Annotated in this window: 25 protein-coding genes and 1 pseudogene; 12 read left to right on the forward strand and 14 right to left on the reverse strand. The window is 72.8% G+C overall.

The genetic code is table 11. The annotated features are described in order from the left end of the window. Nucleotides 1-85 precede the first annotated feature (85 nt). On the reverse strand, nucleotides 86-997 hold the full coding sequence (locus tag B0I33_RS11055; protein WP_106178526.1) for a serine protein kinase RIO: 912 nt from the start codon (nucleotides 995-997) through the stop codon (nucleotides 86-88). 206 nt (nucleotides 998-1,203) lie between these two features. On the opposite strand from B0I33_RS11055, the gene B0I33_RS11060 reads away from it, so the two are divergent. Next, nucleotides 1,204-2,331: an NAD(P)/FAD-dependent oxidoreductase gene (locus B0I33_RS11060; RefSeq protein WP_106178887.1), complete on the forward strand. Its 1,128-nt coding sequence runs from the start codon at nucleotides 1,204-1,206 to the stop codon at nucleotides 2,329-2,331. On the opposite strand, the gene yaaA is transcribed toward B0I33_RS11060, so the two are convergent. Then, on the reverse strand, nucleotides 2,318-3,061 hold the full coding sequence (yaaA, locus tag B0I33_RS11065; RefSeq protein ID WP_106178527.1) for a peroxide stress protein YaaA: 744 nt from the start codon (nucleotides 3,059-3,061) through the stop codon (nucleotides 2,318-2,320). The genes B0I33_RS11060 and yaaA overlap by 14 nt on opposite strands. A gap of 31 nt (nucleotides 3,062-3,092) precedes the next feature. Next, complete coding sequence (locus B0I33_RS11070) at nucleotides 3,093-3,443, reverse strand: VOC family protein (protein ID WP_106178528.1); 351 nt, start codon at nucleotides 3,441-3,443, stop codon at nucleotides 3,093-3,095. Nucleotides 3,444-3,547: 104 nt separating this feature from the next. Here B0I33_RS11070 and B0I33_RS11075 point away from each other — a divergent pair, with 104 nt between their 5' ends. Beyond that, the gene (locus tag B0I33_RS11075) at nucleotides 3,548-5,296 is read left to right on the forward strand and encodes a proline--tRNA ligase (protein WP_106178529.1); all 1,749 of its coding nucleotides are present in this window, start codon (nucleotides 3,548-3,550) and stop codon (nucleotides 5,294-5,296) included. Between the two features lie 6 nt (nucleotides 5,297-5,302). Beyond that, the gene (locus B0I33_RS11080) at nucleotides 5,303-6,208 is read left to right on the forward strand and encodes a DUF8017 domain-containing protein (RefSeq protein ID WP_106178530.1); all 906 of its coding nucleotides are present in this window, start codon (nucleotides 5,303-5,305) and stop codon (nucleotides 6,206-6,208) included. Between the two features lie 3 nt (nucleotides 6,209-6,211). Here the strand turns inward: B0I33_RS11080 and B0I33_RS11085 are convergent, their stop codons facing one another. Continuing rightward, the gene (locus tag B0I33_RS11085; RefSeq protein ID WP_342750055.1) at nucleotides 6,212-6,907 is read right to left on the reverse strand and encodes an HAD family hydrolase; all 696 of its coding nucleotides are present in this window, start codon (nucleotides 6,905-6,907) and stop codon (nucleotides 6,212-6,214) included. 107 nt (nucleotides 6,908-7,014) lie between these two features. Here B0I33_RS11085 and B0I33_RS11090 point away from each other — a divergent pair. Beyond that, nucleotides 7,015-8,070: pseudogene (locus tag B0I33_RS11090) on the forward strand (YhgE/Pip domain-containing protein); the annotation flags it as partial. On the opposite strand, the gene B0I33_RS11095 reads toward B0I33_RS11090, so the two are convergent. The 4 genes from B0I33_RS11095 to B0I33_RS11110 form a co-directional block, all read right to left on the reverse strand. Further along, nucleotides 8,014-8,424 carry a YjbQ family protein gene (locus tag B0I33_RS11095; RefSeq protein WP_106178532.1) on the reverse strand — a complete coding sequence of 137 codons (411 nt, stop codon included), beginning with the start codon at nucleotides 8,422-8,424 and terminating at the stop codon, nucleotides 8,014-8,016. The pseudogene B0I33_RS11090 and the gene B0I33_RS11095 sit on opposite strands and share 57 nt — an antisense overlap. 37 nt (nucleotides 8,425-8,461) lie before the next feature. Then, nucleotides 8,462-8,659: a hypothetical protein gene (locus tag B0I33_RS11100; protein ID WP_106178533.1), complete on the reverse strand. Its 198-nt coding sequence runs from the start codon at nucleotides 8,657-8,659 to the stop codon at nucleotides 8,462-8,464. A 90-nt stretch (nucleotides 8,660-8,749) separates the two neighbouring features. Beyond that, the gene (locus tag B0I33_RS11105; RefSeq protein WP_106178534.1) at nucleotides 8,750-9,871 is read right to left on the reverse strand and encodes a fatty acid desaturase family protein; all 1,122 of its coding nucleotides are present in this window, start codon (nucleotides 9,869-9,871) and stop codon (nucleotides 8,750-8,752) included. Nucleotides 9,872-9,885: 14 nt separating this feature from the next. After that, nucleotides 9,886-10,956 carry a ferredoxin reductase gene (locus tag B0I33_RS11110; protein WP_245900598.1) on the reverse strand — a complete coding sequence of 357 codons (1,071 nt, stop codon included), beginning with the start codon at nucleotides 10,954-10,956 and terminating at the stop codon, nucleotides 9,886-9,888. Nucleotides 10,957-11,040: 84 nt separating this feature from the next. Between B0I33_RS11110 and B0I33_RS11115 the strand changes: the two genes are divergently transcribed. The 4 genes from B0I33_RS11115 (at nucleotide 11,041) to B0I33_RS11130 (ending at nucleotide 14,603) form a co-directional block, all read left to right on the forward strand. Beyond that, nucleotides 11,041-11,709, forward strand: a complete 669-nt coding sequence (locus B0I33_RS11115) for a TetR family transcriptional regulator (RefSeq protein WP_106178535.1) — start codon at nucleotides 11,041-11,043, stop codon at nucleotides 11,707-11,709. Between the two features lie 97 nt (nucleotides 11,710-11,806). Continuing rightward, entirely contained in the window at nucleotides 11,807-12,913 is a 1,107-nt protein-coding gene (locus B0I33_RS11120) for a Re/Si-specific NAD(P)(+) transhydrogenase subunit alpha (RefSeq protein ID WP_106178536.1), read from the forward strand. Continuing rightward, nucleotides 12,913-13,218: an NAD(P) transhydrogenase subunit alpha part 2 gene (locus B0I33_RS11125; protein WP_106178537.1), complete on the forward strand. Its 306-nt coding sequence runs from the start codon at nucleotides 12,913-12,915 to the stop codon at nucleotides 13,216-13,218. Before B0I33_RS11120 ends, B0I33_RS11125 begins: the two co-directional genes overlap by 1 nt. After that, on the forward strand, nucleotides 13,215-14,603 hold the full coding sequence (locus B0I33_RS11130; RefSeq protein WP_106178538.1) for an NAD(P)(+) transhydrogenase (Re/Si-specific) subunit beta: 1,389 nt from the start codon (nucleotides 13,215-13,217) through the stop codon (nucleotides 14,601-14,603). Before B0I33_RS11125 ends, B0I33_RS11130 begins: the two co-directional genes overlap by 4 nt. Nucleotides 14,604-14,723: 120 nt before the next feature. Here B0I33_RS11130 and B0I33_RS30195 read toward each other — a convergent pair whose 3' ends face one another. After that, nucleotides 14,724-15,521 (reverse strand): Lsr2 dimerization domain-containing protein, encoded by a 798-nt coding sequence (locus tag B0I33_RS30195; RefSeq protein ID WP_219927176.1) that lies wholly within the window; start codon nucleotides 15,519-15,521, stop codon nucleotides 14,724-14,726. Between the two features lie 111 nt (nucleotides 15,522-15,632). Here B0I33_RS30195 and B0I33_RS11140 point away from each other — a divergent pair, with 111 nt between their 5' ends. Next, nucleotides 15,633-17,030, forward strand: coding sequence for a dihydrolipoyl dehydrogenase family protein (locus B0I33_RS11140; protein ID WP_106178539.1), 1,398 nt, complete (start codon nucleotides 15,633-15,635; stop codon nucleotides 17,028-17,030). 31 nt (nucleotides 17,031-17,061) lie between these two features. Here B0I33_RS11140 and B0I33_RS11145 read toward each other — a convergent pair whose 3' ends face one another. Next, complete coding sequence (locus B0I33_RS11145; protein WP_106178540.1) at nucleotides 17,062-18,432, reverse strand: hypothetical protein; 1,371 nt, start codon at nucleotides 18,430-18,432, stop codon at nucleotides 17,062-17,064. Nucleotides 18,433-18,654: 222 nt separating this feature from the next. Between B0I33_RS11145 and B0I33_RS11150 the strand changes: the two genes are divergently transcribed. The 3 genes from B0I33_RS11150 (at nucleotide 18,655) to B0I33_RS11160 (ending at nucleotide 21,623) form a co-directional block, all read left to right on the forward strand. Continuing rightward, complete coding sequence (locus B0I33_RS11150; RefSeq protein ID WP_106178541.1) at nucleotides 18,655-20,145, forward strand: S8 family serine peptidase; 1,491 nt, start codon at nucleotides 18,655-18,657, stop codon at nucleotides 20,143-20,145. Nucleotides 20,146-20,353: 208 nt separating this feature from the next. Beyond that, nucleotides 20,354-20,845, forward strand: a complete 492-nt coding sequence (locus tag B0I33_RS11155) for a DUF3145 domain-containing protein (protein WP_106178542.1) — start codon at nucleotides 20,354-20,356, stop codon at nucleotides 20,843-20,845. Between the two features lie 187 nt (nucleotides 20,846-21,032). Continuing rightward, nucleotides 21,033-21,623: a hypothetical protein gene (locus B0I33_RS11160; protein ID WP_245900600.1), complete on the forward strand. Its 591-nt coding sequence runs from the start codon at nucleotides 21,033-21,035 to the stop codon at nucleotides 21,621-21,623. A gap of 130 nt (nucleotides 21,624-21,753) precedes the next feature. Here the strand turns inward: B0I33_RS11160 and B0I33_RS11165 are convergent, their stop codons facing one another. The 4 genes from B0I33_RS11165 to B0I33_RS11180 form a co-directional block, all read right to left on the reverse strand. Next, nucleotides 21,754-23,001: a beta-ketoacyl-[acyl-carrier-protein] synthase family protein gene (locus tag B0I33_RS11165; protein WP_106178543.1), complete on the reverse strand. Its 1,248-nt coding sequence runs from the start codon at nucleotides 22,999-23,001 to the stop codon at nucleotides 21,754-21,756. A 52-nt stretch (nucleotides 23,002-23,053) separates the two neighbouring features. Beyond that, nucleotides 23,054-23,299, reverse strand: a complete 246-nt coding sequence (locus tag B0I33_RS11170; protein WP_106178544.1) for an acyl carrier protein — start codon at nucleotides 23,297-23,299, stop codon at nucleotides 23,054-23,056. A 71-nt stretch (nucleotides 23,300-23,370) separates the two neighbouring features. Next, nucleotides 23,371-24,357, reverse strand: a complete 987-nt coding sequence (locus B0I33_RS11175; RefSeq protein WP_106178545.1) for a beta-ketoacyl-ACP synthase III — start codon at nucleotides 24,355-24,357, stop codon at nucleotides 23,371-23,373. After that, the gene (locus B0I33_RS11180; protein WP_106178546.1) at nucleotides 24,354-25,238 is read right to left on the reverse strand and encodes an ACP S-malonyltransferase; all 885 of its coding nucleotides are present in this window, start codon (nucleotides 25,236-25,238) and stop codon (nucleotides 24,354-24,356) included. Before B0I33_RS11180 ends, B0I33_RS11175 begins: the two co-directional genes overlap by 4 nt. Nucleotides 25,239-25,519: the final 281 nt, after the last annotated feature.

Genomic DNA, 25,519 nt, shown 5'->3' on the forward strand with positions numbered 1-25,519 from the left:
CCGGCATGGCACCGCGCGCCGCTGATAGGTGGAGCACCGCACGCCGGTACCTCCCCGGCCGCAGGCGGTGCTCCCCCACTCTACCTCAGGGCAGACCCGTGGCCCGGCGCAGGCCCGTGATCAGCTCCTCGGCGGCCACCACGTCGTCGGTCAGCCCCCGCGCCACGAACCAGCGTGCGATGTTGCGCACGTCACGTTCGAGGAAGGCGGGCCCCCTCGGATTCCGGACGACGTCCACCACCTGCGGCAGGTCGATGACGACCAGCCGTCCGTTGTGGACGAGCACGTTGTACGCCGAGAGGTCGCCGTGGGTCAGTCCCTCGTCGGCCAGCAGCTCCAGCGCCGCGACCAGCTGCCGCCAGAGCCGGTACAGCTCCTCGGGACCGGGCCGCAGGTCGGCCAGCCGGGGCGCCGCGGCGCCGTCGTCCGTGCCGACGAACTCGAGCAGCAGCTCGCCGCCGAGCAGCTGCACGGGATACGGCACCGGCGCCCCGATCGTCCACAAGCGACTCAGCGCGGCGAACTCCGCCGCGGCCCACCGCTGTGCGATGAGGTCACGGCCGAACACCGTGCGGTGGCGCATGGCGCGCGTCTCGCGGGACCGGCGCACGCGCCTGCCCTCGAGATAGCCCGCGTCGCGGTGGAACATCCGGTGTTCGGCGGAGCGGTACCGCTTGGCCGCGAGCAGGCACTCCCGCGATCCGTCGGGCAGGCCACGGCGCACCAGGTGCACGTCGGCCTCCTTGCCGGAGCGGAGGACGCCCAGCTCGGCGTCCACCGCCGCGAGGTCGGTGACCACCCACCCGGGCCGGGGCAGCGGGCCGTGCTCGCCCGTGTCCCACGTCGTCCAGCGGTCGCCGCCGGGCACGGGCAGGCCCTCCTCGTCCGGATCAGGGGCCCGCCGGGGCCGCCGTGGCTTGCGGCGCGCCGGGGCGTCGTGAATGTCGTGAATGTCGTCGAGGTCGTCGAAGTCGTCACTGAGATCGTGGTGTCGCACTGGAGGGACTCCTGGAAGGCGGGCCCCGCCAGGCCAGATTCAGCGCGGCGGGGCGCAACGGCGGGCGGACGGAGCGCCCGGGACCGTGTCGGACATCGGGCACCTCCTCTCGCTCCGCCGGTCGCCACCGGCCCGTTCGGCTGAACGTGGTCACCATGGCGCACCGGGCGCGGTTCCCGCAACGGATTTCCGGCACGCTGGCGGGCATGCGGATCATCGTGATCGGAAGCGGGATCGCGGGCGCCGCGACCGCCTACGAGCTCGCGCGCCGGGGCGCCGACGTCGTCGTGGCGGACGCGGGGCTGCCGGGCGCGGCGACCGCGGCCGGAGCGGGCATCGTCAGCCCGTGGACCTCCCGCGCTCCGGACGGCGCGGCGCTGACGTTCGCGGCGCGGGCCGCCGCGTACTACCGCACGCTGGTGCAGCGGCTCGCGGAGGACGGGCACGGCGACTCGTCGTTCGAGGTGGTGGGCGGCATGGTCGTCGCCGCGGGCGAGCCGGAGCTCGCCGACCTGCACCGCCGCCTCACGGCACGAGCCGCGGCCTGGCCGGAGGCGGGCTCGGTGACCCGGCTCGACCCCGCGCGGGCCAGGGCGCTGTTCCCCCCGCTCGCGCCCGGGCTGGGCGCGGTGCACGTCACCGGATCGGCCCGGGTGGACGGCAGGCGGTTGCGGGAGACGCTGCTGCGGGCGGCGGTGGGACGCGGGGCGCGCACCGTCCAGGGCCGCGCCGAGCCGCACGTCACCGCAGGCACGGTGACCGGAGTGCGGGTGGCGGGCGACGTCGAGCCCGCCGACCGGGTCGTGGTGGCGGCGGGCGCCTGGAGCGCGGAGCCGCTCGCGCCGCTCGGGGTGACGGTGCCGGTGGCGCCCCAGCGTGGCCAGATCAGCCACTTCGGGCTGCCCGGCACGGACACCGCGCCGTGGCCGGTCGTGCTGCCCGCCGCGTCGAGCCACTACCTGCTGGCCTTCCCGGGTGGCCGCGTGGTCGCCGGGGCCACCCGGGAGACCGGCTCGGGGTTCGACCACCGCGTTACCGTGGCCGGGCAGCGGGAGGTGCTGGCGGAGGCGCTGGAGGTGGCGCCGGGGCTGGCGGACGCGACGCTGCTGGAGACGAGGGTGGGTTTCCGCCCGGCGAGCCCGGACGGCGAGCCGCTGCTCGGGCCACTGCCGGGGCATCCCGAGGTGGTGCTGCTCAGCGGGTTCGGCCCCGCCGGACTCACCCTCGGGCCGTACGCGGGCGTGCTCGCCGCGCGGGTGGCACTGGGCGAGCCCGTCCCGGCGGAGGCCGCCGCGCTCGATCCCGGCCGGTTCGGGGAGCTCAGTGCCCCGTGACGAGCTCCAGCTCGGTCTCCCCGGTCCGCTCCACGGCCAGCCCCGCCCTGGCCGCGACCGCGCACAGCCGTTCCACAGTGGACGGCTCCGCGCGGGTGGTGGCCAGTGCGGCCGCGAGCGTGCCCTTGAAGGCCTTGTTGTGGTGGCTGACGGTCCGGCGCCTGCCGGCCGCGTCCTCGGTGACGACCCGCACGGTGACCGCGCCCGGCACCCTGGCCAGGGCGGCGTAGGTGCCCGAGCGCAGGTCCACGACCAGTTCGCCCGCCGCGGCGAGCGCGGGTTCCAGCACCGGCCGCCACACCGCGCGCAGCGATCCCGCCGCGGGCAGCGCGACGCCGCCGGAGAGCCGGTACGCCGGGATCGGGTCGGCGGCGCGCACCACCCCGAACAGCGCGGACGCGATCACCAGCCGCCGCCGCGCCCTGGCCAGCTCGGCCCTGCCGAAACCGGCCGCACCCAGCGCGTCGAAGAGGACGCCGGTGTACCGGTGCAGCGCCGGGGTGGTGGGCGAGGTCCACAGCCGCGCGTTGCGCGCCACCTCGGCCTCCTGCCGCCCGGACAGACCCAGGGCGGCGAGGCTCGCCGGGACGTCGCCGGCCAGGTCGACCAGCTCGTCGGCGAGTTTGCGGCGCACCGGGTTCAGCTCGGGAAACGACAGCGCGCCGAGGTCGAGCGGGGGCCCGTCCCCGCCCTCGGCCTTGGTCTCGGATGGGGGCAGCAACACCAGCACGCCGGCAGGGTAACGGCGGCCCTCGGCACCCTTACGAGTGATAGCCGCCCACGCAGAACTCGTTGCCGTCCGGATCGGCCAGCACGGTCCACCGCAGGCCCGGCATCTCGTGGTCGGCGAGCTCCCGTGCGCCGAGGGCGACGAGCCGGGCGACCTCGGCCGCGCGGTCGCCGGTGCCGAAGTCGAGGTGCACGCGGTTCTTGCCCGGCTTCGGCTCGGGCACGCGCTGCAGCCCGAGCGCGACGGGCTGGCCCTCGCCCCTGAGCACGATGTACTCGTCGTAGTCCTCGGCGATCTCCAGGCCCAGTGCCTTCGTCCAGAACCCGGCGAGGCGCCGCGGGTCCGCACAGTCGAGGGTGACCATGCCCAGTGTCAGGTTCATGGCGGGCACGCTACGGCGGGGGTCCGACAAATCCCCGTTGCGCCAGCTCGCGCGCCGTTGACTACCCTGCGCACAGCGTCTCTCTCCAGGCCGAGGAGTTCGAAGTGATCACCAGGATGTCGTCGCTGTTCCTGCGCACCCTGCGCGAGGACCCGGCCGACGCCGAGGTACCCAGCCACAAGCTGCTCGTGCGCGCGGGCTACGTCCGCCGCGTCGCCCCGGGCGGGTACTCGTGGCTGCCGCTCGGTCTGCGCGTGCTGCGCAACATCGAGGCGGTGGTGCGCGAGGAGATGGACGCGATCGGCGGGCAGGAGATCCAGTTCCCCGCGCTGCTGCCGAAGGAGCCCTACGAGGCCACCGGCCGCTGGACCGAGTACGGCCCGAGCGTGTTCCGGCTCAAGGACCGCAAGGGCGCCGACTACCTGCTCGGGCCGACGCACGAGGAGCTGTTCGCGCTCACCGTGAAGGGTGAGTACAGCTCGTACAAGGACTACCCGGTCATCCTCTACCAGATCCAGACCAAGTACCGGGACGAGGCGCGGCCGAGGGCCGGGATCCTGCGCGGGCGCGAGTTCGTGATGAAGGACTCGTACTCGTTCGACCTGGACGACGCCGGGCTCGACCGGTCCTACGCGCTGCACCGCGACGCCTACGTCCGGATCTTCGACCGGCTCGGGCTGGAGTACGTGGTCGTCAAGGCGACCTCGGGGGCCATGGGCGGCTCGGCGTCGGAGGAGTTCCTCGCCGTCGCGGCGACGGGGGAGGACACCTACGTCCGCAGCACCGGCTCCGGTTACGCCGCCAACGTCGAGGCCGTGGAGACGCCCGCGCCGCCCGCGCGGTCCGTCGAGGACAAGCCCGACGCGCAGGTGCACCACACACCCGACACCCCGACCATCGAGAGCCTGGTCGACTTCCTCAACAAGGCGGATCTCGGCCGCACGTTCACGGCGGCCGACACGCTGAAGAACGTGATCGTCAAGACCCGCGCGCCCGGCGCGAAGGAGTGGACGCTGCTCGGCGTCGGCGTGCCGGGCGACCGTGAGGTCGACCTGAAGCGGCTGGAGGCCTCGCTCGAGCCCGCCGAGGTGGCGCTGCTGGAGGAGGCCGATTTCGCCGCCAACCCGTTCCTCGTCAAGGGCTACATCGGCCCGGGCGCGCTGCAGGCCAACGGCGTGCGTTACCTCGTGGACCCCAGGGTGGTCACCGGCACCGCCTGGGTCACCGGGGCGGACAAGGCCGACCACCACGTCGTCGACCTGGTGTGCGGCCGGGACTTCACGCCGGACGGCACGGTCGAGGCCGCCGAGGTGCGTGCGGGCGACCCTTCGCCGGACGGGCAGGGCACGCTCGTCGCGGCCCGCGGCATCGAGATCGGGCACATCTTCCAGCTCGGCCGCAAGTACACCGACGCCTTCGAGGTCGACGCGCTCGGCCCCGACTCGAAGCCGATCCGCATCACGATGGGCTCGTACGGCATCGGCGTGTCGCGGCTCGTCGCCGCCATCGCCGAGCAGCACCACGACGAGCTGGGCCTGGTGTGGCCGAGGGCGGTCGCGCCCGCCGACGTGCACCTGGTGGTGGCAGGCAAGGACGACGCCGTGTTCGAGGGCGGGGAGCGGATCGCCGCGCAGCTGTCCGAGCGGGGCCTGCGCGTGCTGCTGGACGACCGCAAGGCCACACCCGGCGTCAAGTTCGCCGACGCCGAGCTGGTCGGCGTGCCGACGATCGTGGTCGTCGGCCGCGGGCTGGCCCACGGAGTGGTCGAGGTGAAGGACCGCGCCACCGGGGAGCGCACCGAGGTGCCGGTCGGCGAGGTGGCCGACCACCTCGCCGGGCTCACCGGCCGGTAGCCGCGGGTGTCCCGGTTCCGCGAGCACGATGACGGCACACCCGGCTACGAGGATCGTGCCGCGCTGCCGGGGATCGGCGGTTACCAGCCGTCCGATCCGGCGGACGCCACCCCGGCGCGGTTCCGGCCCGCTCCGCCCGCGCCGGAACCGGAGCCGGGGGCGAAACCCCGGCGGTGGCGCAAGGCCCCGCTGTGGCTGATCCTCGCGGTGACGGTCGGGATCGGCGTGGTCAACCTCGTCCGCGGCATCGGGTCCGGCCTCGACGGGCAGGACGAGCGGCGCGAGGTGGCCGCCTCGCCCGCACCGGCCACGGCTCCCGCCGCGCGAGCGGAACCGAGCGGAACCGCGCCCGCCGTGCCGCCCGAGGTGCCGGGCTGGCGGCCCGTGGTGGCCCGCGACGGTGGCTACGCCTACGACGTGCCGCCGGGCTGGGAGCCCCGGCCGGGCACCGTGCACGGCTGGGAGGCGAGCGGGTCCGAGCCGCGCATCGCGCTCGTGACGAGCGCGTTCACCGGGCGGAACTCCTGTGGCGACCACGACCGGGGTGGCAGCGGCGTCACCTCGGCGGGGGAGCGGGACCCCGCGACGGCGGCGCTGCGCACCGCCGAACGGGTCGCGCGGCGCGCCTACCCGCCGGACGGGGGCATGGCGCCCGGGTCGGCGGGCATCGAGACCGGCACCACGGGGGTGCTGCTCGGCGACCGCACGCGGCGGGGCGCCTTCGCGATCGCGGACGTCACGGTGCGGCCCGGCGGCGATCCGTGCCTGCCGGACCGGGCCGTCGTCGGCGCGCTGGCGGTGCCCGGTGACAGCGGCAGCGTCGTTCTCGTCGTCTACGCCGACCAGGGCGTGCCGGGCGCGCCGGGTCGTGCGGAGGTGCGCGAGATCCTGCTCAGCTTCCGGGGGCCGTGACGCTCACCCGGTGAGGGCCGCGACCACCGCGGCGGTGTCGGACAGGTCGCGGAACACGACGTCGGCGCCGGAGGCGCGCAGCTCCTCCTCGGTGTGCCTGCCGGTGGCCACCCCGACGGCCAGCGCGCCGTGCTCGCGCGCCGCGGCCACGTCGTGCGGGGTGTCGCCGACGATCACCACCGCGTCGGACGTGAACGTCGTCCCGTGCTTGGCGGTGGCCAGTTCCGCGGCGTGCGTCACCAGGTCCGGCCGGTGGGCCGACAGCGAGCCGTAGCCGCCGATCGCGAAGTCGATGTGCTCGTCCAGGTCGAACGCGCTCAGCTTGTGCCGGGCGATCTCCGGCAGGTTGCCGGTGACCAGGGACTGCACGACCTCTTCCCGCCCGGCGAGTGCGGTGAGCGCGGCGGCCGTACCCGGCAGGGCGTGCCCGCGCCGCGCCAGTGTGGGCAGCGCACGGGTGGAGATGGCCACCAGCTCCCGCCACAGCCTGCGGATCGTCTCCTCGCTCGGCTCGAGGCCGTGCCCGCGCAGGATCTCCAGCGTGATGGCGCGCTCGGTGCGGCCGGGGAAGGACGGCACCTTCCGCAGCGTGACGTCGGCGACCGCGGCCAGCGCCTCGGCGTACCAGTCGCCCCCGAGTCCGCGCAGGTCGACGAGGGTCAGGTCGATGTCCCAGAGCACCAGGCGGCGTGTGGTCACGAGCCCACCGTACCGGGACGGCAATTCAACAAGTGTTGGCATTCGGCGCTGCCGGTCGTACCATCGGTGACACCGAATTCAACATAAGTAGAAATAAGGAGGGGAACATGGCGGGGCGCAGCATTCCCGGTCCGGGAGCCCTGGTCGCGCTGACGGCGCTCGCCGGAGCGCTCGCCGCGGCGGTGCTCGGGTTCCTGACGTTCGGGGCACAGGCGTCGAGCCAGCCGCGGGACGTGCCCGTCGCCGTGGCGGCGCCCGCGGAAGGTCCGCTGCGGGCGGCGGCCGAGCGGGTGGCCGCCCAGGGCGGGGACGCGCTGAGCTGGCAGGTCACCACGCCCGAGCAGGGCAGGCGACTGCTGGCCGACAAGGAGGTCTACGGCGTGCTGGAGCTGGCGGGAGGGCCCGGCGGGCCGTCCGCCACGGTGGTGCTGTCGGGCGCGGTCAACCCGAGCGGCACCCAGGTGGCCCAGCAGGCGCTCACCGGGGCGGGCCAGGCGCTCGTCGCGGCCCTCGCGCAAGACGGCGCCGCCGCGCCGCCGGTGCGGGTGGAGACCGTGCACCCCACCACGGCCGCGGGACGGTCCGCGCCGCTCGCGGTGAGCGCCCTCGGCTGGGTGGGCGGCCTCGTCGCCGGGGCCCTGCTGGTCGTGCTCGCCGGGCGAGCCGGGCGCAGCGTGGGACCCCAGCGCGGGCTCGCCCACGTCGGGCTCACCAGCGTGCTGGTGACGGGCGTGCTCACCGGCTTCCTGGCGCTGTGGGACTCCTCGCTGCACCTCGGCTGGGACACACTCGGGTTCCTCCTGCTCACCGTCACCGGATTCGCGACGGTGCAGGCGGGCCTGCTGCGCCTGCTCGGCCTGCGGGCCATGGCGCTGCTCGGGCCGCTGTACCTGCTGGCCCCCGCGGTGGCCGCGCAGGTGCCGCAGCTGCTGCACCCCGCCTACGAGGCCCTGCTGTGGTCGTGGACGCCGTTCCGGTTCTCCACCGAGGGCCTGCGCAGCCTGCTGGTGGGCGCGGGCCAGGCGCCGGACGTCGCGACCGGGGCGTGGGTGCTCGCCGGATTGCTGGTGGGCGGCCTGGTGTTGCTGCTGTGGCCGCGCCGGGAGTCAGCCGGCCAGGAAGCTGAACCGGAGCCTGCGGACGGCGTTGTCGATGTTGGTGTCGACCAGGCAGATCGACTGCCAGGTGCCCAGCGCGAGAACGCCGCCCAGCACCGGCACGCTCGCGTACGGCGGTAGGAAGGCGGGCAGCACGTGGTCGCGCCCGTGACCACGGCTGCCGTGCCGGTGCCGCCAGCGCTCGTCCCGGGGGAGCAGGTCGTCGAGGGCGGCGAGCAGGTCGTCGTCGCTGCCCGCCCCGGTCTCCAGGATCGCGAGCCCCGCCGTGGCGTGTGGCACCCACACGTGGAGCAGGCCGTCGCCCGCGTCCGCCTCGGCGAGGAACGCCTCCGCCTGCTTGGTCAGGTCGTGCACCACGGCAGTGCCGCCGGTGCGCACCTCGATCTCCGTGGAGTACATACGACCACCGTAACCAGCGTCCGGCCGGGGAGGGTCGTCAGTCGGCGGCGGAGTCCTCCCGGGCGCGGCGCGAGGCCTCGCGCATCTCGAAGACGTCGGTGATCCAGTCGCCGGTCTCGCGGGCCACGTCCCGGACGGCCCCGGTGATGATGCCCGCGATGTTGCCGATGTGCGTGGCCGCCGACTCGGTGAGCTCCTGCACCGTGTCCTTGCCACTCTCGAACTTGCCGACCATGTCCGTCCCCGCCCCGTCTCGGTGAAGTGTCATGAGTGGCTCGTTCCCGACGTTTCTCGTCCGGAACGGGCCACTCATGACAGTGGTGTGTCAGGCCGCGGCGGCCCGTTCGCCGCCGCCGAGCGTAGCCGACTCCCGCTCGCTCGGCCTCCCGTTCCACGGCAGGGCCAGCTTGACGATCTTCCTGGCGACCGAGAACAGCTGCCGGTGCAGCGGGCCGGTGTGGTAGGGCAGGCCGTACTTCGCACAGATCGCCCGCACCTCGCCGGCGATCTGCGGGTACCGGCGCGCGGGGATGTCCGGGAACAGGTGGTGCTCGATCTGGTGCGAGAGGTTGCCGGTGAGGATGTGGAACAGCGGCCCGCCGGTGATGTTCGCCGAGCCGAGGATCTGCCGCAGGTACCACTGCCCCCGCGTCTCGTTCTCCGTCTCCTCCTCGGTGAAGCTCTCCACGTCGGCCGGGAAGTGCCCGCAGAAGATGATCGCGAACGCCCACAGGTTGCGGGTGAGGTTCGCGGTGGCGTTGCCGAGCAGCGTCAGCGGCGCGAGCGGGCCGGTCAGCAGCGGGAACAGCGCGTAGTCCTTGCCGACCTGGCGCGCGGCCTTGCGCACCATCCTGGCCCGGACCTCCTTTGTCGACGCCCAGCTGCGCTCGCCCTTGACGATCCGGTCGAACTCCAGGTCGTGCAGCATCACGCCCCACTGGAAGAACACCGCCAGCAGCGCCGCGTACACCGGGTTGCCGAGGTAGTAGGGGTGCCACCGCTGGTCGGGGTCCATCCGCAGGACCCCGTAGCCGATGTCGCGGTCCTTGTCGAGGATGTTGGTGTACGTGTGGTGGATGTAGTTGTGCGAGTGCCGCCAGTTCTCGGCGGGTGCCACGGTGTCCCACTCGAAACGCCGCGAGCTCAGCGCCGGATCACGGGTCCAGTCGTACTGGCCGTGCATGACGTTGTGCCCGATCTCCATGTTGTCCAGGATCTTCGACAGCGACAGCGCGCCCACCCCGGCGATCCACGCGGGCGGGAAGAACCCGGCGAACAGCAGCCCGCGCCCGGCCACCTCCAGCGCCCGCTGGGCCTTGATGACGTTCTGGATGTACTGGACGTCCTCGGCCCCGAGGTCGGCCACGATCCGCTGCCGGATCGCGTCCATCTCGCGGCCGAACTCCTCGACCTGTTCCGGCGTCAGCCGGTCCTGCAGTCCGGTCACGTGCACACTCCTTCTCACGCGTTGATCTCGACGTCCCCGACCGGGACGGAGATGCACAGCTGGATTTCCTCGTCGTCGTCGTGGGAGAGCTCGCCGGAGAGGGCGTTGCGGACGCAGCCACGGGCCTTCACCGTGGTGCAGGAGAAGCAGATGCCCATGCGGCACCCGTGCTCCGGGCTGAGCCCGGCCTCCTCGGCCTGTTCGAGCAGCGGCCTGCCGGAGTTGGCGATCTCCCTGCCGCTGTGTGCGAACCGGACGGTGCCGGTCGCGTTCGTGGTGTCCAGTTCCAGCGAGGGCGGCGCGAAGTCCTCGGTGCGCAGCCGTTCACTCGTTCCCCTGTGCTCGGTCAGCGCACGGACGGCGGTCAGCAGACCGGGTGGCCCGCACAGGTAGGTCAGCGTGCCCGCGCGGTCCGGCGCCACCGCGTCGAGGTGCTCGGCGGTGCAGAACCCGTGCAGGTCGCCGCCGGAGTCCTGGTGCGTGTAGCCGAGAACGACGCGCAGGCCGGGGAGCCGCCGGGCGAGGTCGGCGAGCTCGTCGCGGTAGAGCACGTCGTCGGCGGTGTTGGCGTAGTGCAGGAAGACGATCTCGCCCCGGTGGCCCTCGTCGGCGAGCGTGCGCAGCATCGAGAGCACGGGTGTGATCCCGCTGCCGCCGCTGATGAGGACCAGCCTGCCCGGCCGCGGCCGGGGCAGCGTGAAGGCGCCGTCCGGTTCGGACAGCCCGAGTACCGCGCCCTCCGTGATCCGCTCGTGCAGGTGGCGCGACACCAGCCCGGAGGGGTCGGCCTTGACGGTGAACTCCAGCTCGTCGCGCCGGTGCTGCGAGGAGGCGGGGGAGTAGCACCGGGTGCGCCGGACGCCGTCGATGTCGACGGTGATCCGGACGTACTGGCCCGCGGTGAACCCGCGCCACGCGCGGCTCGGCCGGACGGTGAAGGTGACGGTGTCCGCGGTCTGCCTGCGCACCGACGTGACGACCCCGCGGATCTCCCGGCGCACCAGCATCGGGTGGATCAGTTCGAGGTAGCGGTCGGCGCCGTGCGGCGTGAGCAGCGCCTCCGCGAGCGCGGCGATCCTCGGCACGTTGCCTCCCTGTACAGTGAACGTGTGTGCACTGACAAGTGCAGCGCAGAATGGCCGCGGACGTCAACGCCGGGGTGATGTGACGTGAGCGACAGCACTGCCGGGCGTACTCTCGTGCGGGTGAGCGTCGACCCGGTCAGCCGACAGGAACGCAAGCAGCGCACGCGGCAGGCGCTGCTGGACGCGGCGCTGGGCCTGCTCGCGGAACGGACGTTCGCCGGACTGAGCCTGCGTGAGGTCACCAAGCGCGCCGGTATCGTGCCCACCGCCTTCTACCGGCACTTCGAGTCGATGGACGAACTCGGCATCGCGCTCGTGGAGGAGTCGATGCGCAGCCTGCGCCGCATGCTGCGGGCCGCACGCAACGACCCGTCGACCTACCGCGACATCATCCGGGCCTCCGTGCTGACCCTGTACGAGCACGTGCGGGCGGGCGAGGACCACTTCCGCTTCCTCACCAGGGAGCGTTACGCGGGCACCGGACCCGTGCGCAGGGCCATCGACGTGGAGTTACGCCTGTTCTCCAGCGAGCTCGCCGTCGACCTCGCGCGGTTCGAGTACCTGCGCGAGTGGAGCACCGAGGACCTGCGCATGATGTCGGACCTCCTCGTCACCGCGATGCTGCAGACGGTGCTGGAACTGGTGGAGGCCAGGCCGCGGGACGCGGAGAACGACGCGGAGATCGTCCGTACGGCCGAGAAACGGCTCCGCCTCATCACGCTCGGGGTGCCCAATTGGCGGAGCCGCCGTTGAATCCGGCCGCCGAGTGACTATTGTCACGTGATCCGGTCGGCGCTCCAGTCCAGTATGGTCTGGTTCTCCGGTACCTCACCGCCGAGGAGGTCGCGAAGTGCCCGAGACCGATTCGCCGCCGACGATCGGCGTGGTCAAGGAAACGAAGCCGGGCGAACGCAGGGTCGCACTGGTCCCGAAGCTCGTGGAACGCCTGGTCAAACGAGGTCTACCCGTCGTCGTCGAGAAGGGTGCCGGGGCCGGCGCTCACCTGCCAGACGAACTGTACGAACAGGCGGGGGCCAGTGTCGGCGATGCGTGGAGCGCCGACATCGTGCTCCGTGTCGCGCCGCCGACCAGGGCCGACATCGAACGCCTCGCCAGGGGCACCATCCTGATCGGCTTCCTCGCTCCGCTGTCCAATGTGGAGGAGGTGGCCGCGCTCGAGGAGGCCGGTGTACGCGCGTTCGCTGTGGAGTCGATCCCCAGGATCTCGCGGGCCCAGTCGATGGACGCCCTGTCCTCGCAGAGCAGCGTGGCGGGCTACCGGGCGACCCTGCTCGGCGCCCAGCGCCTCACCCGGTTCTTCCCGATGCTGACCACGGCGGCCGGCACGGTCCCGCCCGCGAAGGTCCTCGTGCTCGGCGCGGGGGTGGCCGGCCTGCAGGCACTGGCCACCGCCAAGCGGCTCGGCGCGCGAGCCACCGGCTACGACGTGCGGCCCGAGGTCGCCGACCAGGTGCGCTCGGTCGGCGCGCAGTGGCTCGACCTCGGTATCGAGGCCGTCGGTGAGGGCGGCTATGCCCGGGAGCTCACCGAGGAGGAGCGCGCCGAGCAGCAGCGGAGGCTCACCGAGGCGATCACCGGCTTCGACGTGGTGATCACCACCGCCCTCGTGCCGGGGCGCACGGCCCCGACGCTCGTCACCGCCGACGCCGTGCGCGGCATGCGGCCGGGCAGCGTCGTCGTGGACATGGCGGGCGAGGCGGGCGGCAACTGTGAGCTGACCGAGCCGGGGAAGGACGTCGTCGTCCACGACGTCACCATCTGCTCGCCGCTCAACCTGCCCGCGGAGATGCCCGACCACGCCAGCGAGCTCTACGCCCGCAACCTGGTCGAGCTGGTCGAGCTGCTGGTGGACAAGGAAGGCAACGTGAACCTGGACTTCTCCGACGAGATCATCGCCGGCGCGTGCGTCGCCGGCGCGGGCGAGGAGGTGAACTGATGCTGCTCCAGAACCTCGCGATCCTCGTGCTCGCCGGATTCGTGGGCTTCGCGGTGATCTCGAAGGTCCCCAACACCCTGCACACGCCGCTGATGTCCGGCACCAACGCCATCCACGGCATCGTGCTGCTGGGCGGGCTCATCGTGCTAGGCCTCGGTACCGAGGGCGTGCTGAACAAGGTGCTCCTCGTCATCGCCATCGCCTTCGGCACCATCAACGTGGTCGGCGGCTTCCTCGTCACCGACCGGATGCTGGCGATGTTCAAGGAGAAGCCGAAGGAGACCGCGAAGGAGGGCGACAAGTGACCACGCTGATCGCCGTTCTCTACATCATCTCCTTCTCCCTGTTCATCTACGGCCTGATGGGGCTCACCGGTCCCCGCACCGCGGTGCGGGGCAACTGGATCGCCGCCGTCGGCATGGCGATCGCCGTCATCGCCACGCTGCTCCTGCCGGGCATGGGTAACTGGTGGCTGATCGCGCTCGGCATCGTGCTGGGCACGGTCGTCGGCGTACCCGCGGCGCGGAGGGTCAAGATGACCGCGATGCCGCAGATGGTGGCGCTGTTCAACGGGGTCGGCGGTGGCGCGGTCGCGCTCATCGCGTGGGTCGAGTTCCGCGACACCGCGGGCTACGCGCACGAGCCGCTGTACGTCGCGATCGCGTCGCTGTTCGCCGCGATCGTCGGGTCGATCTCGTTCTGGGGCTCGAACATCGCCTTCGGCAAGCTCCAGGAGATCCTGCCCGGCAAGCCGATCACCGTCGGCAGGCTGCAGCAGCCGCTGAACATCGTCGTGCTCGTGGCCGCGGTGGCGTTCGCGGTCGCGATCGCGGCCGGGGCCACCTCGGAGTGGCTGATCATCGGCGTGCTGGTGGCCGCGGCCGGGTTCGGGCTCATGGTGGTGCTGCCGATCGGCGGCGCCGACATGCCCGTGGTCATCTCCCTGCTCAACGCGATGACCGGGCTCTCCGCGGCGGCCATGGGACTCGCGCTCAACAACACCGCGCTGATCGTGGCGGGCATGATCGTGGGCGCGTCCGGCTCCATCCTCACCAACCTGATGGCCAAGGCCATGAACCGGTCGATCCCGGCGATCATCGCGGGCGGGTTCGGTGGGTCGACCGGCCCGTCGGGCGGTGCGGGCGACGGGGAGGAACGCCCGGTGCGCAGCACGAGCGCCGCCGACACGGCGATCCAGATGGCCTACGCGAGCAAGGTCGTGGTGGTGCCCGGATACGGCATGGCCGTGGCGCAGGCGCAGCACGCGGTGCGCGAGATGGCCGACCTGCTGGAGTCCAAGGGGATCGAGGTGCTCTACGCCATCCACCCGGTGGCGGGCCGGATGCCGGGGCACATGAACGTGCTGCTCGCCGAGGCGGACGTGCCGTACGAGTCGCTCAAGGAGATGGACGAGGCGAACTCGCAGTTCCCGCAGACCGACGTCGCGCTCGTCATCGGCGCCAACGACGTGACCAACCCGGCGGCCCAGTCCGACCCGAGCTCCCCGATCTACGGCATGCCGATCCTCCAGGTCAACGCCAGCCGGTCGGTGATCGTGCTCAAGCGGGGCATGAGCTCCGGGTTCGCGGGCATCGAGAACGAGCTGTTCCACGACCCGAAGACGAGCATGCTGTTCGGCGACGCGAAGGCGTCGGTCGCCGAGATCGTGGAGGAACTGAAGAACCTCTGACCCGAAGCTCCCCAATGTGGCATAGGGTGCGCTCGACGCCCCCAATGTGGCATTCGGTGCGTTGAACGCCACCAATGCCACATTGGGGGCTCGTCGGCGCTCGGCCGGGGCGGCGGGTGATCAGTCGTCGGCGGCGGAGAACCGCACCGGGGGCACGGCGGGCACCCGCGCGGTGGCCGCCCTCCCGGGCTGCCTGGCGGCGGTGCTCTTCTTCCCGCCGCTCCGCTTCGGCGCCGGGGCCTTCCTGGTGCCGCCCGTCGCCTTCGGCGTCGCCGGCTTCGTGCCCTTCGCCGCCGACGGGGTCTTCTTCGTCGCGGGGGAGCCGGACTTGGCCGTCCTGCCCGTCGCCTTGGCGGTGGTCTTGGCGGTGGTTTTGGCAGCGGTCTCGGCGGTGGCCTTCGGTGCCGTCTTCTTCGTGGCCGACGCCGCGGAGCGCGCGCTCTTCGCCGCACCCGTCTTCGGTTCGGCGGGTGCGGCAGTCTTCCGGGTGCGGCTCGTGCCCGCCGCGCGAGGCGCGGTGGCCCGCACGGGTGCGGTCGAGCGCGTCGTGGTCTTCTTGCCGCCCGCCTGCTTCTTCGGCGCGGTGGCCTTTTTCGGCGCGGTGGCCTTCTTCGGAGTGGTGGTCTTCTTCGGCGTCGCTTTGGCTGTCGCCGTTCGCTTCGGGGCCGTGGTGTCGGTCGCGGTCTTCGTGGCGGCGCCCCGGCGGCGTGCTCGGTTGATGATCCTGGGGCGCCGCTTGCGCCCCCCGGTGCGCCGTCCGTGCGCGACGTAGCGTTCGAGCGCCCGGCGCAGGTCGTCGGCGTTGGCTCCGGACAGGTCGATGTCGTACTCGACGCCGTCGAGTGCGAAGCGGACGGTCTCCTCGGCCGGCTCGCCGTTGATGTCGTCCAGCAGTTCGACTGCCGTGCTCCTGGCCATGAAGATCTCCCGTACCGCTGCCGACCGTTCGCGGCAAGGATAGCGCCCGGTGACCCTCCACTCGCGGGGTCCCGGCTTGCGCCGGACCGTCCTGTGGTGTGCGCTTTCCACATGACTGAACAGACTTTCGACGTGGTGGTGATCGGCGGCGGACCGGTGGGGGAGAACGCCGCGGCCCGCGCCGTCCGCGGCGGGCTCACCGCCGCGCTCGTGGAGCACGAGCGTTTCGGGGGCGAGTGCTCGTACTGGGCGTGCATTCCGAGCAAAGCGTTGCTGCGCCCGGGAAACGCGCTCGCCGCCGCGCGGCGGGTGCCCGGTGTCGAGGCCGGATCCCTCGTGCCCGCGCCGGTGTTCGCGCGGCGTGACGAGTTCGTCTCGCACTGGGACGACGGTGGGCAGTTCGACTGGGCGAACGGTGCGGGGGTGGAGCCGATCCGGGGGCACGCCCGGATCACCGGTGAGCGGGAGGTCACCGTCGACGACGGCACGGTGGTGTGCGCCCGGCACGCGGTCGTGGTCTGCACCGGCAGCGTGCCCCGGATGCCCCGACTCCCCGGGCTGGCCGACGTGCCCGTGTGGACATCGCGCGACGCCACGGCCGCGTCGGAGGTGCCGGGCAGGCTCGTCGTCCTCGGTGGCGGTGTCGTGGGCGTCGAGATGGCGCAGGCGTGGGCCAGGCTCGGCGCCGAGGTGGACCTCGTCGTGGCCGGCCCGAGGCCGCTGCCGCGGTACGCGGAGTTCGCGGGGGACGCCGTCGCCGAGGGACTGCGGGCCGACGGCGTGCGGGTGCGTCTGGACGCCCGTGCCGAACGGGTGTCCACGGTGTCCACAGCGGACGGCTCGGTCCGGCTGGAGCTCGCGGGCGGCGAGCGGATCGAGGCGGACCGCTTTCTCGTCGCCACCGGCCGCAGGCCGGCCACCGACGATCTCGGCCTGGACGCGATCGGGCTCGAGCCCGGCGCGGCCCTCACGGTGGACGACACCGGCACGGTGTCCGGAGTGGACGGACGCTGGCTGTACGCGGCGGGGGACGTGACCGGCCGGGCGCCGCTGACCCATCAGGGGAAGTACGCGGCGCGGGTGCTCGGGGACGTGATCGCGGCGCGCGCTCGCGGCGACGAACCAGCGGCGGCGCCGTGGAGCCGGTACGCGGCGACCGCCGACCACCACGCGGTGCCGCAGGTGGTGTTCACCGATCCGGAGGTCGCCTCCGTGGGCCTGGCCTCGGCCACCGGTGAGCGGCACCGGGAGGTCGACCTCGACATCGCCGTCGCCGGGTCCGCGCTGCACGCCGACGGCTACACCGGCAGGGCGCGGATGGTGGTGGACACCGAGCGCGAGGTACTGGTGGGGGTGACGTTCGTCGGGCAGGACGTCGCGGAGCTGCTGCACTCCGCGACGATCGCGGTGGCGGGGGAGGTGCCGCTGCACCGGCTGTGGCACGCGGTGCCCGCGTTCCCCACCATCAGCGAGGTCTGGCTGCGCCTGCTGGAGGAGTACGGCCTCTAGTGCCCCGCCGCGGGCGGCCGTGGGGCCGTGGTCACGGTGGCACCGGCAGTTCGAGTGCGGCGCGGGCGACCTTGGCGAGCCCGGCATCGCCCGGTTCGGCCGCGCCGCGCAGCGGTCCGCTGAGCGTGAGCCGCACCGTCGGCCCGTCGGCCGCGGCGGCGAACGCGGCGTTCGCGAACGTCGGCGCCGGATCCGGCCAGTCGCCGGTTCGCGTGGCGAGGTCCTCGACGGTGCCGCTGCCGGGCGTCTCGGCGACGGCCAGGAACTCCGCCGCGGTGGCGTCGTCGGCGAAGGTGATCGCGGCGAACGAGACGGCGATCAGCGTGCCGTCCACCGTCGTGTCGTAGCTGCCGCGGTGCAGCCGGACGCAGCCGTGCTCCCGCAGCGCGACCTGAAGGTCGCCGGTGGCGTGCGGGGCGCACCGGCTGTCCGACGCGGTCGCGCGCTCGGTGAAGTCGAGCCCACCCGCGGGAACCACGGTGGGTGGCCGGTCGCCGGGCTCGCCACCGCCGTCGGCGACGGCCACCGCGATGGCCGCCACGGCGAGGAGCACGAGCAGCGCGAGTGCGGCCACGCCCTGCCAGCGCACCCGGCGGTGGCGTGACGCGGGTGCCCGCCCCCGTGCGGAGGGCACGGGAGGGCGCGGGTCCGGAACGGGGGACACCGGGGCGGCGATGGGTCCCCCCGGCACTGCCGGTCGCGGTGCTGGTGCCGGTCTGGACGTGGTGGTCGTGCCCGCCCTGGCGGGGTGTGGCGCGGGCACGGTCGGCGCCGACGCGGCGAGCGGGTGTTCCTCGTCGGCCACCGGGAAGCCCTCCGCGCGCAGCGCGTCGTCGGGTTGCTCGGGCGCGTCGGGGGCGACCACGGACAGCACCGAGCGCACCTGGGTGGCGGAGAGCGGGTCGTCCGCCGAGGCGAGGGAGACGGTGGCGGCGAGCATGCTGGTGGCGGTGGGGTAGACCACCCGCACCGGCCCGGCGAGGTCGGTGGGCGGCTGTTCGATGGTCTCCACGAACGGGCCGACCGCGATCACCGTGCCGATCGGCACGTCCGGCTGTTCGGCACGGACGAGCGAGGCCAGCGACTCGGCGAGCTCGAGCGCCTCGATGGCGGGGTTGACGGCCTCACCGCGGTGGACGAGCGGCCAGCCGTCGGCCTTCCACTGCCCGGCCAGCGGTGCCTCCAGCCGGATCGAGGGATCGGGCAGGTCCACGCCCACCACGACGACGACGCCACGCGGAGTGATCAGCACGGCGTCCAGGTCCCTGGTCCAGCCGGGTGGCCGTACTCCGAGGACGCCGATCCCGCCGATCACGGTCTGCCCGCGCCCGAGGGAGGCCAGTGCCGCGCGGATGTCACCCGACACCCGGGCGGGTTGCCGCGGGAAACGGACGAGTCGCACGCCCACACCTCCCCTGGTCACCGCGCGCTTGCGCACACGCTAGCGCGCGGCCGGTACGGCCGCTGACCGCTCACCCCGCTTCACGCGGCAGGACGACGCCAATCCGGGTGGTGCGTAGCACAACGTGTCCACAAAGTGAGCATTGACAGTGATCGTCGTCACCTAGTTGAGTGCTACTCGTTAGTAGGCACGTTGTTGGTCCGAGCATGTTGGAGGCCGTACATGCGCCCACGCCCGAGCCGGATGCGACGATCCGTCCTGGTCGCCGCGTCCGTGATCGCACTACCGCTGGCCGGGGCCGTCCCGGCGGCGGCACAGCAAGCCGACCCGCTCGCTCCGGTCTCCGACACGCTCGAGGCCCTGCTGGGGTCCGCGTCCGGGGTCACCCCGGTCACCGCGCTGGTTCACGGCACCGACCTCGCGGCGGCGACGGCGGCCGTGCGGGACGCCGGTCTGAGCCCGATCACCAGCTTCCGCAGGATCGGCGTGGTCGCGGCGTCGGGGACCGCCAGCCAGGTGCGCCAGGTGCGGGCGAGCGAGGGCGTCACCTACGTCGAGAACAACGACCCGCTGCGGATGTTCGCCAGCACCGGGACGGCCGCGACGCGCAGCGCGGCCGCGCGCACGACGTTGACCGGCGCGAACGGCCAGCCACTGGACGGCAGGGGCGTCTCGGTCGCCGTGATCGACACGGGTGTGGACCCGACGCACCCCGCGTTCCGCGGGCCGGACGGGTCCAGCCGGGTCGTCGCCAACCTCAAGAGCCTGTGCGCGGGCAGCGGCACCGGCACCGGCTGCGTCGTCCGCGTGCCCAACACCGTCGACACCGACACGCTGTCCCTCGGCGGGCACGGCACCCACGTCACCGGCATCGCGGCGGGCCGGGCCATGACCCTGTCCGGCGGGACCGAGGTCGGCGGGTCCGCCCCGGGCGCGAAGATCGTCTCGATCTCCACCGGGGCCGCGCTGGTGGTGCTGGGCGCCGACGCCGCCCTGAACTGGGTCCTGGAGAACCACGAGGCCCCGTGCGGAGCGGGTGTGCCGGCCGCGCAGTGCCCGCCGATCAAGGTGGTCAACAACTCCTACGGCCCGAGCGGAGGCGGCGACTTCGACCCGAACTCCGCGACGGTCAAGCTGCAGCGTGCGCTGGCCGCCGAGGGCGTCGTCACCGTGTGGGCGAACGGCAACGACGGCGGCGACGGGTCGCAGAACCTGTCCAACCCGCCGGGGCAGGACCCCACCCCCGGCGTGCTGTCGGTGGCGTCGTACAACGACCAGGGCACGGGCACCCGGGACGGCACCGTCTCCGACTTCTCATCGCGTGGCCTCGAGACCGATCCGCGAAGCTGGCCGGACATCTCCGCGCCGGGGGAGAACATCCTGTCCGCCTGCAGGCCCTACCTGGTGATCTGCTCGACCGGTCTGCAGCCGGTGAACGGCCCCGGGCTGCTGGACATCGGCACGTACAACGTGATCAGCGGGACGTCGATGGCGGCGCCGCAGATCACCGGCATCGTGGCGCAGCTGTTCCAGGCGAAGCCGGCCGCGACGCCGGGGGAGATCGAGGACGCGCTGAAGTCGACCGCGTACAAGTACGCCGACGGTGCTCCGTACCAGCAGGCCGGCGGGTACACGTCGAGCTTCGACAAGGGCACCGGCCTGGTGGACACGGTCGCCGCGGCCACCCTGCTCGGCGCCCGCCCCGCCGCCTGACCCGCGCGCCGGGTGAGCGAGGGAGCTTTACTCCCGTTCAACGGTAGTAAAGCTCCCTCGCTCACTGGCGGGTGTGATTTCTGGTGCTCATGTGGCCAAATGGGTGAGCGCGGTGCAGAATAGGCGGCGGAGTCGCTACGGGTCGGTATGTCCGTCACTCGCGAGGTCGTAGGGGAAGACGCCCCTCGTCGAGTAGCGGAGGTCAGCAGTGAGCACTCGTGGCGTGGTGTACGTCCACTCGTCGCCGTCTGCGGTTTGCCCGCACGTCGAGTGGGCGATCTCGGGCACGTTGGGTGGCCGGGTGGATTTGCGGTGGACGGCCCAGCCAGCCGCCCCTGGGCAGCTGCGTGCCGAGTGTGACTGGCGAGGCCCCGCGGGCACGGCCGGGAAGCTCGCCGCCGCGCTCAAGGCGTGGCCGATGGTGCGCTTCGAGGTGGCCGAGGAACCAAGCCCCGGAGTGGACGGCCAGCGCTTCTGTTACGCGCCCGGACTCGGGCTGTGGCACGGGCGCACCAGCGCGAACGGTGACATCGTCGTGGGCGAGGACCAGCTGCGCAGCCTCGTCGCCCGCTGCCGCGCGGGGGAGCAGCTGGCGCACAAGCTCGACGAGCTGCTCGGAGCCAACTGGGACGAGGCGCTGGAGCCGTTCCGGCACGCGGGCGACGGCGCCCCAGTGACCTGGCTGCACCAGGTGGGCTGAGCGCCCGCTCCACCGTGTCCGCGATCCGGGAACGCGTGTCCGACATCGGTGACACCGGCAGCGGCGGGACACCGTCGCGGACCGCGGGCACGTGAGCATGGACCGCGGACACGCGTGCGCGGACGGCGGACACGCGTGCATGGACGGCGGACACGCGTGCGCGGACCGCGGACACTAATCTGGCATCGTGCCGCCGTCGCCGACCCCCAACCCGCTGCGGCTGCTCGTGCCGGTGCTCGTCGTGGTGATCTCGCTGACCGTCGGCGGCGGCCTGCTCGCCCGGGAGCTGTACCACCCGCCGGCCGGGCGGAGCCAGGAGCCGGTGACCGCGTCCACCACCAGCTCGCTGGGCCCGGAGCGGCAGCCGGGCTCCTCCCGCGTCGACCTCACCACCGACGCGGCGGCGCACCCGGAGAGCGAGGCGGTGCGGCGGCTCCTGCAGGCGCACTTCGACGCGATCAACGAGCGGGACTACGACGCGTGGACGACCACGGTGGTGTGGTCGCGGATCGAGGCGCAGCCCAGGGAGGAGTGGCTCGTCAACTACCGCAGCACCCGGGACGGCAGCATCGTCGTGCACCGGATCGAGGCGGGGCCGGACGAGCGGTTGAACGTGCTGGTGGCGTTCACCAGCGTGCAGGATGTCGCGGACGCGCCGCCGGACCTGCCGGAACCCTGCATCCGCTGGCGGCTCAACCTCCCGCTGGCCCGCGAGCAGGGAGCCTGGAAGCTGGACACCCTCCCCGCGGGCACCACGCCCGAACGCACCCCCTGCTGACCCGGAGACGGGAAGTCCCCCAAGGCCACCTTGGTCGCGCCCACCCGTCTCCCACCACCGCCCGAACGGAGACGCTGCGCGCCGCTGTGCTCGATGCCAGCAACCAAGGTGGCCCTGGGGGACAACAGGGCTACGCCGCGGTGAACAGCAGGGCGGTGTTGTGGCCGCCGAAGCCGAACGAGTTGCTGATGGCCGCGGTCAGCTCGACCTTGCGCGGCTCGCCCGCGACGACGTCGAGGTCCACCTTCGGGTCGAGGTTCTCCAGGTTCAGCGTCGCCGGCACGACCCCGTGGTAGAGCGACAGGATCGTCGCGATGCCCTCGACCGCGCCCGCGCCGCCGACCAGGTGGCCGAGGGCGCCCTTCGGCGCGGTCACCACGGGGTGCTGGCCGATGGCCTGCCGAATGGCCGCGGCCTCGCCCACGTCACCCACGACCGTGGAGGTCGCGTGCGCGTTGACGTGGCCGACGTCGTTCGCCGTCAGCCCGGCCATCGTGATCGCGTTGCGCATCGCGGCGATCTGGCCGATGCCCTCCGGGTGGTTGCCCGTGATGTGGTGGGCGTCGGACGTGATCCCGAAGCCGGACAGCCGCGCGTACACCGTGGCGCCCCGGGCGGCGGCCCGGTCGGCCCGTTCCAGGATGACCACCCCGGCGCCCTCACCGAGCACGAACCCGTCGCGGTCGGTGTCGAACGGCCGGGACGCGTGCGCCGGGTCGTCGTTGCGCGTGGACACGGTCCGTGCCTGCGCGAACCCGGCGATGGTGATCGGCGCGATACACGCCTCGGCACCACCGGCGATCACCACGTCGGCGCGACCGGACTGGATCATCTGGTAGCCGGTCGCGATGCCCTCGGCCCCCGACGCGCAGGCCGACGCGGGCGAGTGCACCCCGGCCCTGGCCTTGAGGTCGATCCCCACGTGCGCGGCGGGACCGTTCGGCATCAGCATCGGCACGGTGAGCGGCGAGACCTTGCGGATCCCGTGCTCCTCGAGCAGGTCGTCCTGCTGCAACAGGGTGACCGGCCCGCCGATGCCGGTGCCGATGGACACGCCGAGCCGCTCCGGCTCGACGTCGGTGTGCTCGTCGGTGGGCTCGGCGAAGCCCGCGTCGGCCCACGCCTGCCGGGCCGCGATGAGCGCCACCTGCTCGCAGCGGTCCAGCCTGCGCGCCTGCACCCGCGGGATCCGCTCCGTCGGTTCCTCGGCGAGCGCGGCGCCGATCCTCACCGGCAGGTCGAATCGCTCGAGCCAGTCTGCCTCGATGGCGCGGACGCCGCTGCGGCCGGCGAGCAGGCCGTCCCATGTGGACGCGACGTCCCCGCCGAGCGGCGTGGTGGCGCCGAGTCCGGTGACGACGACGTCGATGTTGCTCATTGGAGTCTCCCCGAGGTTGGCGAAGGCTGCCGCGAGATCGTCGCGGCCGGCCTTACTTCGAGTTGTTGGCGACGTAGTCGACGGCGTCGCCGACGGTCTTGAGGTTGGCCAGCTCGTCGTCCGGGATCTTCACACCGAACTTGTCCTCGGCCTGCACGGCGATCTCCACCATGGACAGCGAGTCGATGTCCAGGTCGTCGACGAACGACTTCTCCAGGCTCACGTCGTCCTGGGCCACACCCGCGACCTCCTCGACGATCTCGGCCAGACCGGACAGGATCTCTTGCTTGTCTGCCACTGGGGATTCCTTCCTGGGTTCTTCCGCTGCTTGCGAACCGGCGAGCACGGTGCCCGCCGGGGTAAGTGGTATCACGGGCAGATGACGACCTGACCCGCGTACGACAGTCCGGCACCGAATCCGACGATGAGGACGACGTCTCCCGAGCGCACGGTACCGGCGGCGCGCATGTGGTCCAGCGCGAGCGGGATCGACGCCGACGACGTGTTGCCCGAGTACTTGATGTCGTCGGCCACCACCATGTCCTCGCGGGCGCCCTTGGCGCGCAGGCGCTTGGCGATGGCCTCGACGATGCGGAGGTTGGCCTGGTGCGGGATGAGGACGTCCACATCGGAGGGCTGCAGGCCCGCCAGCTCGACCGCGCGCAGCGCGACGGGCGCGATCTGCGTCGTGGCCCAGCGGAACACCGACTGGCCCTCCTGGTGGATGTACTTGTGGTCACGCATGTAGATGGTGTCCACCAGGTCGCCCGCGCTGCCCCAGGCGACCGGCCCGATACCGGGCTCGTCGGAGGGACCGACCAGCACGGCGCCCGCGGCGTCGGCGAAGATGATCGCGTTCGCCCGGTCGGTCGGGTCCACCACGTCGGTGAGTTTCTCGGCGCCGATCACGAGCACCTTGTTTGCCGATCCGGCGCGGATCAGGTCCGAGGCCACGCCGAGGCCGTAGCAGAACCCGGCGCAGGCCGCGTTGAGGTCGAACGCGCCGGCCGCCTTGATCCCGATCCGGTCGGCGACCTGGCCCGCCGCGTTGGGGATGGGGGAGGGCATCGTGCAGTTGGGCACGATCACCGTGTCCACCTCGGACGGGTCGGTGCCCGCGTCGGCCAGTGCCTTCGCGCCCGCCGTGACCGCCATGTCCACCAGCAGCTCGTCCTCCGCGGCGAACCGGCGCTCGACGATGCCGACGCGTTCCCGGATCCACTGGTCGGTGGTGTCCATGATCCGGGAGAGGTCGTCGTTGGTGACGATCCGGTCGGGCTGGGTGCTGCCCACGCCGAGCACGCGCGTGGCGGCCGCGCCCTGCCGCAGTCGCAGCGCCGGTCGCTCGCGGCTCATTCGGTCTCCTCCCGCTCGGCGACCAGCGACGACACGGCGTCGAGGTCGGCCGGGGTCTTCACGGGGACGGTCGCGGTGACCGTGCCCTTGAGCTCTCGTTTCACCAGCCCGGTGAGGGTTCCCGCCGGCGGCAGTTCGGCGGTGGTGGTGACGCCGGCCCCGGCCAGCCCGCGCATCGTCAGGTCCCACCGGACCGGGCTGGTCACCTGCCGGATCAGCCGCTCCAGGTAGTCGGCGCCGCTGCGCACCACCTCGCCGTCGGCGTTCGACAGCAGCGGCCGGACGGGGTCGGCGGGCGTGATGCCCGCCGCGTGGGTCCGCAGGGCCTCCTCGGCGGGCGCCATGTAGCGCGTGTGGAACGCGCCAGCCACCTTCAGCGGGCGGACCTTGGTGCCCGCCATCGGCTCGGCGAGGATGCGCTCGATCGCCGCGCTGGAGCCGGAGGCCACGATCTGGCCCGCGCCGTTGCGGTTGGCGGCGTCGAGCCCGTTGTCGGCGAGCCAGGCCACCACCTGGTCCGGGTCGCCGAGCATGACGGCGGCCATGCCGGTGGACTCGATGGCGCACGCCTTGGCCATCTCCGCGCCGCGCACCGCGGCGAGGGTGACGGCGTCGTCGGCGGAGAACACACCCGCGATGGCGGCGGCGGCGAGCTCGCCGACCGAGTGCCCGGCGACAGGCGCGTCCGCGGGCACGGTGCCCCGCAGGTGCTCGTACGCCAGGAGTGTGTTGGCGACGATCAGCGGCTGGGTGATCGCGGTGTCCTGGATCTCCTCCGCGGTGCCCTCGGTGCCGAGGCGGAGCAGGTCGAGGCCGCAGCCGTCGGACCACTGCCGGATCCGGTCACGGGCACCGTCGAGGTCGAGCCAGGGGGTGAGCATGCCAGGGGCCTGGGAGCCCTGTCCGGGACAGAGAAGCGCGATCACACTCTCCAGGGAACACGGTCGGCGTGCGGGGAGGGGATGCCGCGTGGTCACCAAACCCGCGCCGTGACGTTGTGGGGCAGCTACAAAAGTGGCCGGGAGATGAACGTGACGTGCAGGAAAGAATTGTCGGGTTCGGGCACTTTCCGACGTGAAACGGGTCACGTCCCGCGCTGTGCCGGCGGCAGTGAAGGCCACCTTCACTGCGCCCAACGCAGTGAAGGTGGCCTTCACTGCTG

This window comes from Prauserella shujinwangii (genome assembly GCF_003001955.1).
Lineage (GTDB): Bacteria > Actinomycetota > Actinomycetes > Mycobacteriales > Pseudonocardiaceae > Qaidamihabitans > Qaidamihabitans shujinwangii.

Bases quoted from the DNA above. Each gene is read 5' to 3' on its own strand.
- B0I33_RS11060 (WP_106178887.1), top strand. From the start codon at position 1,204: ATGCGGATCATCGTGATCGGAAGCGGGATCGCGGGCGCCGCGACCGCC.
- B0I33_RS11070 (WP_106178528.1), bottom strand. From the start codon at position 3,443: ATGAACCTGACACTGGGCATGGTCACCCTCGACTGTGCGGACCCGCGG.
- B0I33_RS11095 (WP_106178532.1), bottom strand. From the start codon at position 8,424: ATGTACTCCACGGAGATCGAGGTGCGCACCGGCGGCACTGCCGTGGTG.
- B0I33_RS11100 (WP_106178533.1), bottom strand. From the start codon at position 8,659: ATGGTCGGCAAGTTCGAGAGTGGCAAGGACACGGTGCAGGAGCTCACC.
- B0I33_RS11125 (WP_106178537.1), top strand. From the start codon at position 12,913: ATGCTGCTCCAGAACCTCGCGATCCTCGTGCTCGCCGGATTCGTGGGC.
- B0I33_RS30195 (WP_219927176.1), bottom strand. From the start codon at position 15,521: ATGGCCAGGAGCACGGCAGTCGAACTGCTGGACGACATCAACGGCGAG.
- B0I33_RS11140 (WP_106178539.1), top strand. From the start codon at position 15,633: ATGACTGAACAGACTTTCGACGTGGTGGTGATCGGCGGCGGACCGGTG.
- B0I33_RS11150 (WP_106178541.1), top strand. From the start codon at position 18,655: ATGCGCCCACGCCCGAGCCGGATGCGACGATCCGTCCTGGTCGCCGCG.
- B0I33_RS11165 (WP_106178543.1), bottom strand. From the start codon at position 23,001: ATGAGCAACATCGACGTCGTCGTCACCGGACTCGGCGCCACCACGCCG.
- B0I33_RS11175 (WP_106178545.1), bottom strand. From the start codon at position 24,357: ATGAGCCGCGAGCGACCGGCGCTGCGACTGCGGCAGGGCGCGGCCGCC.
- B0I33_RS11180 (WP_106178546.1), bottom strand. From the start codon at position 25,238: ATGCTCACCCCCTGGCTCGACCTCGACGGTGCCCGTGACCGGATCCGG.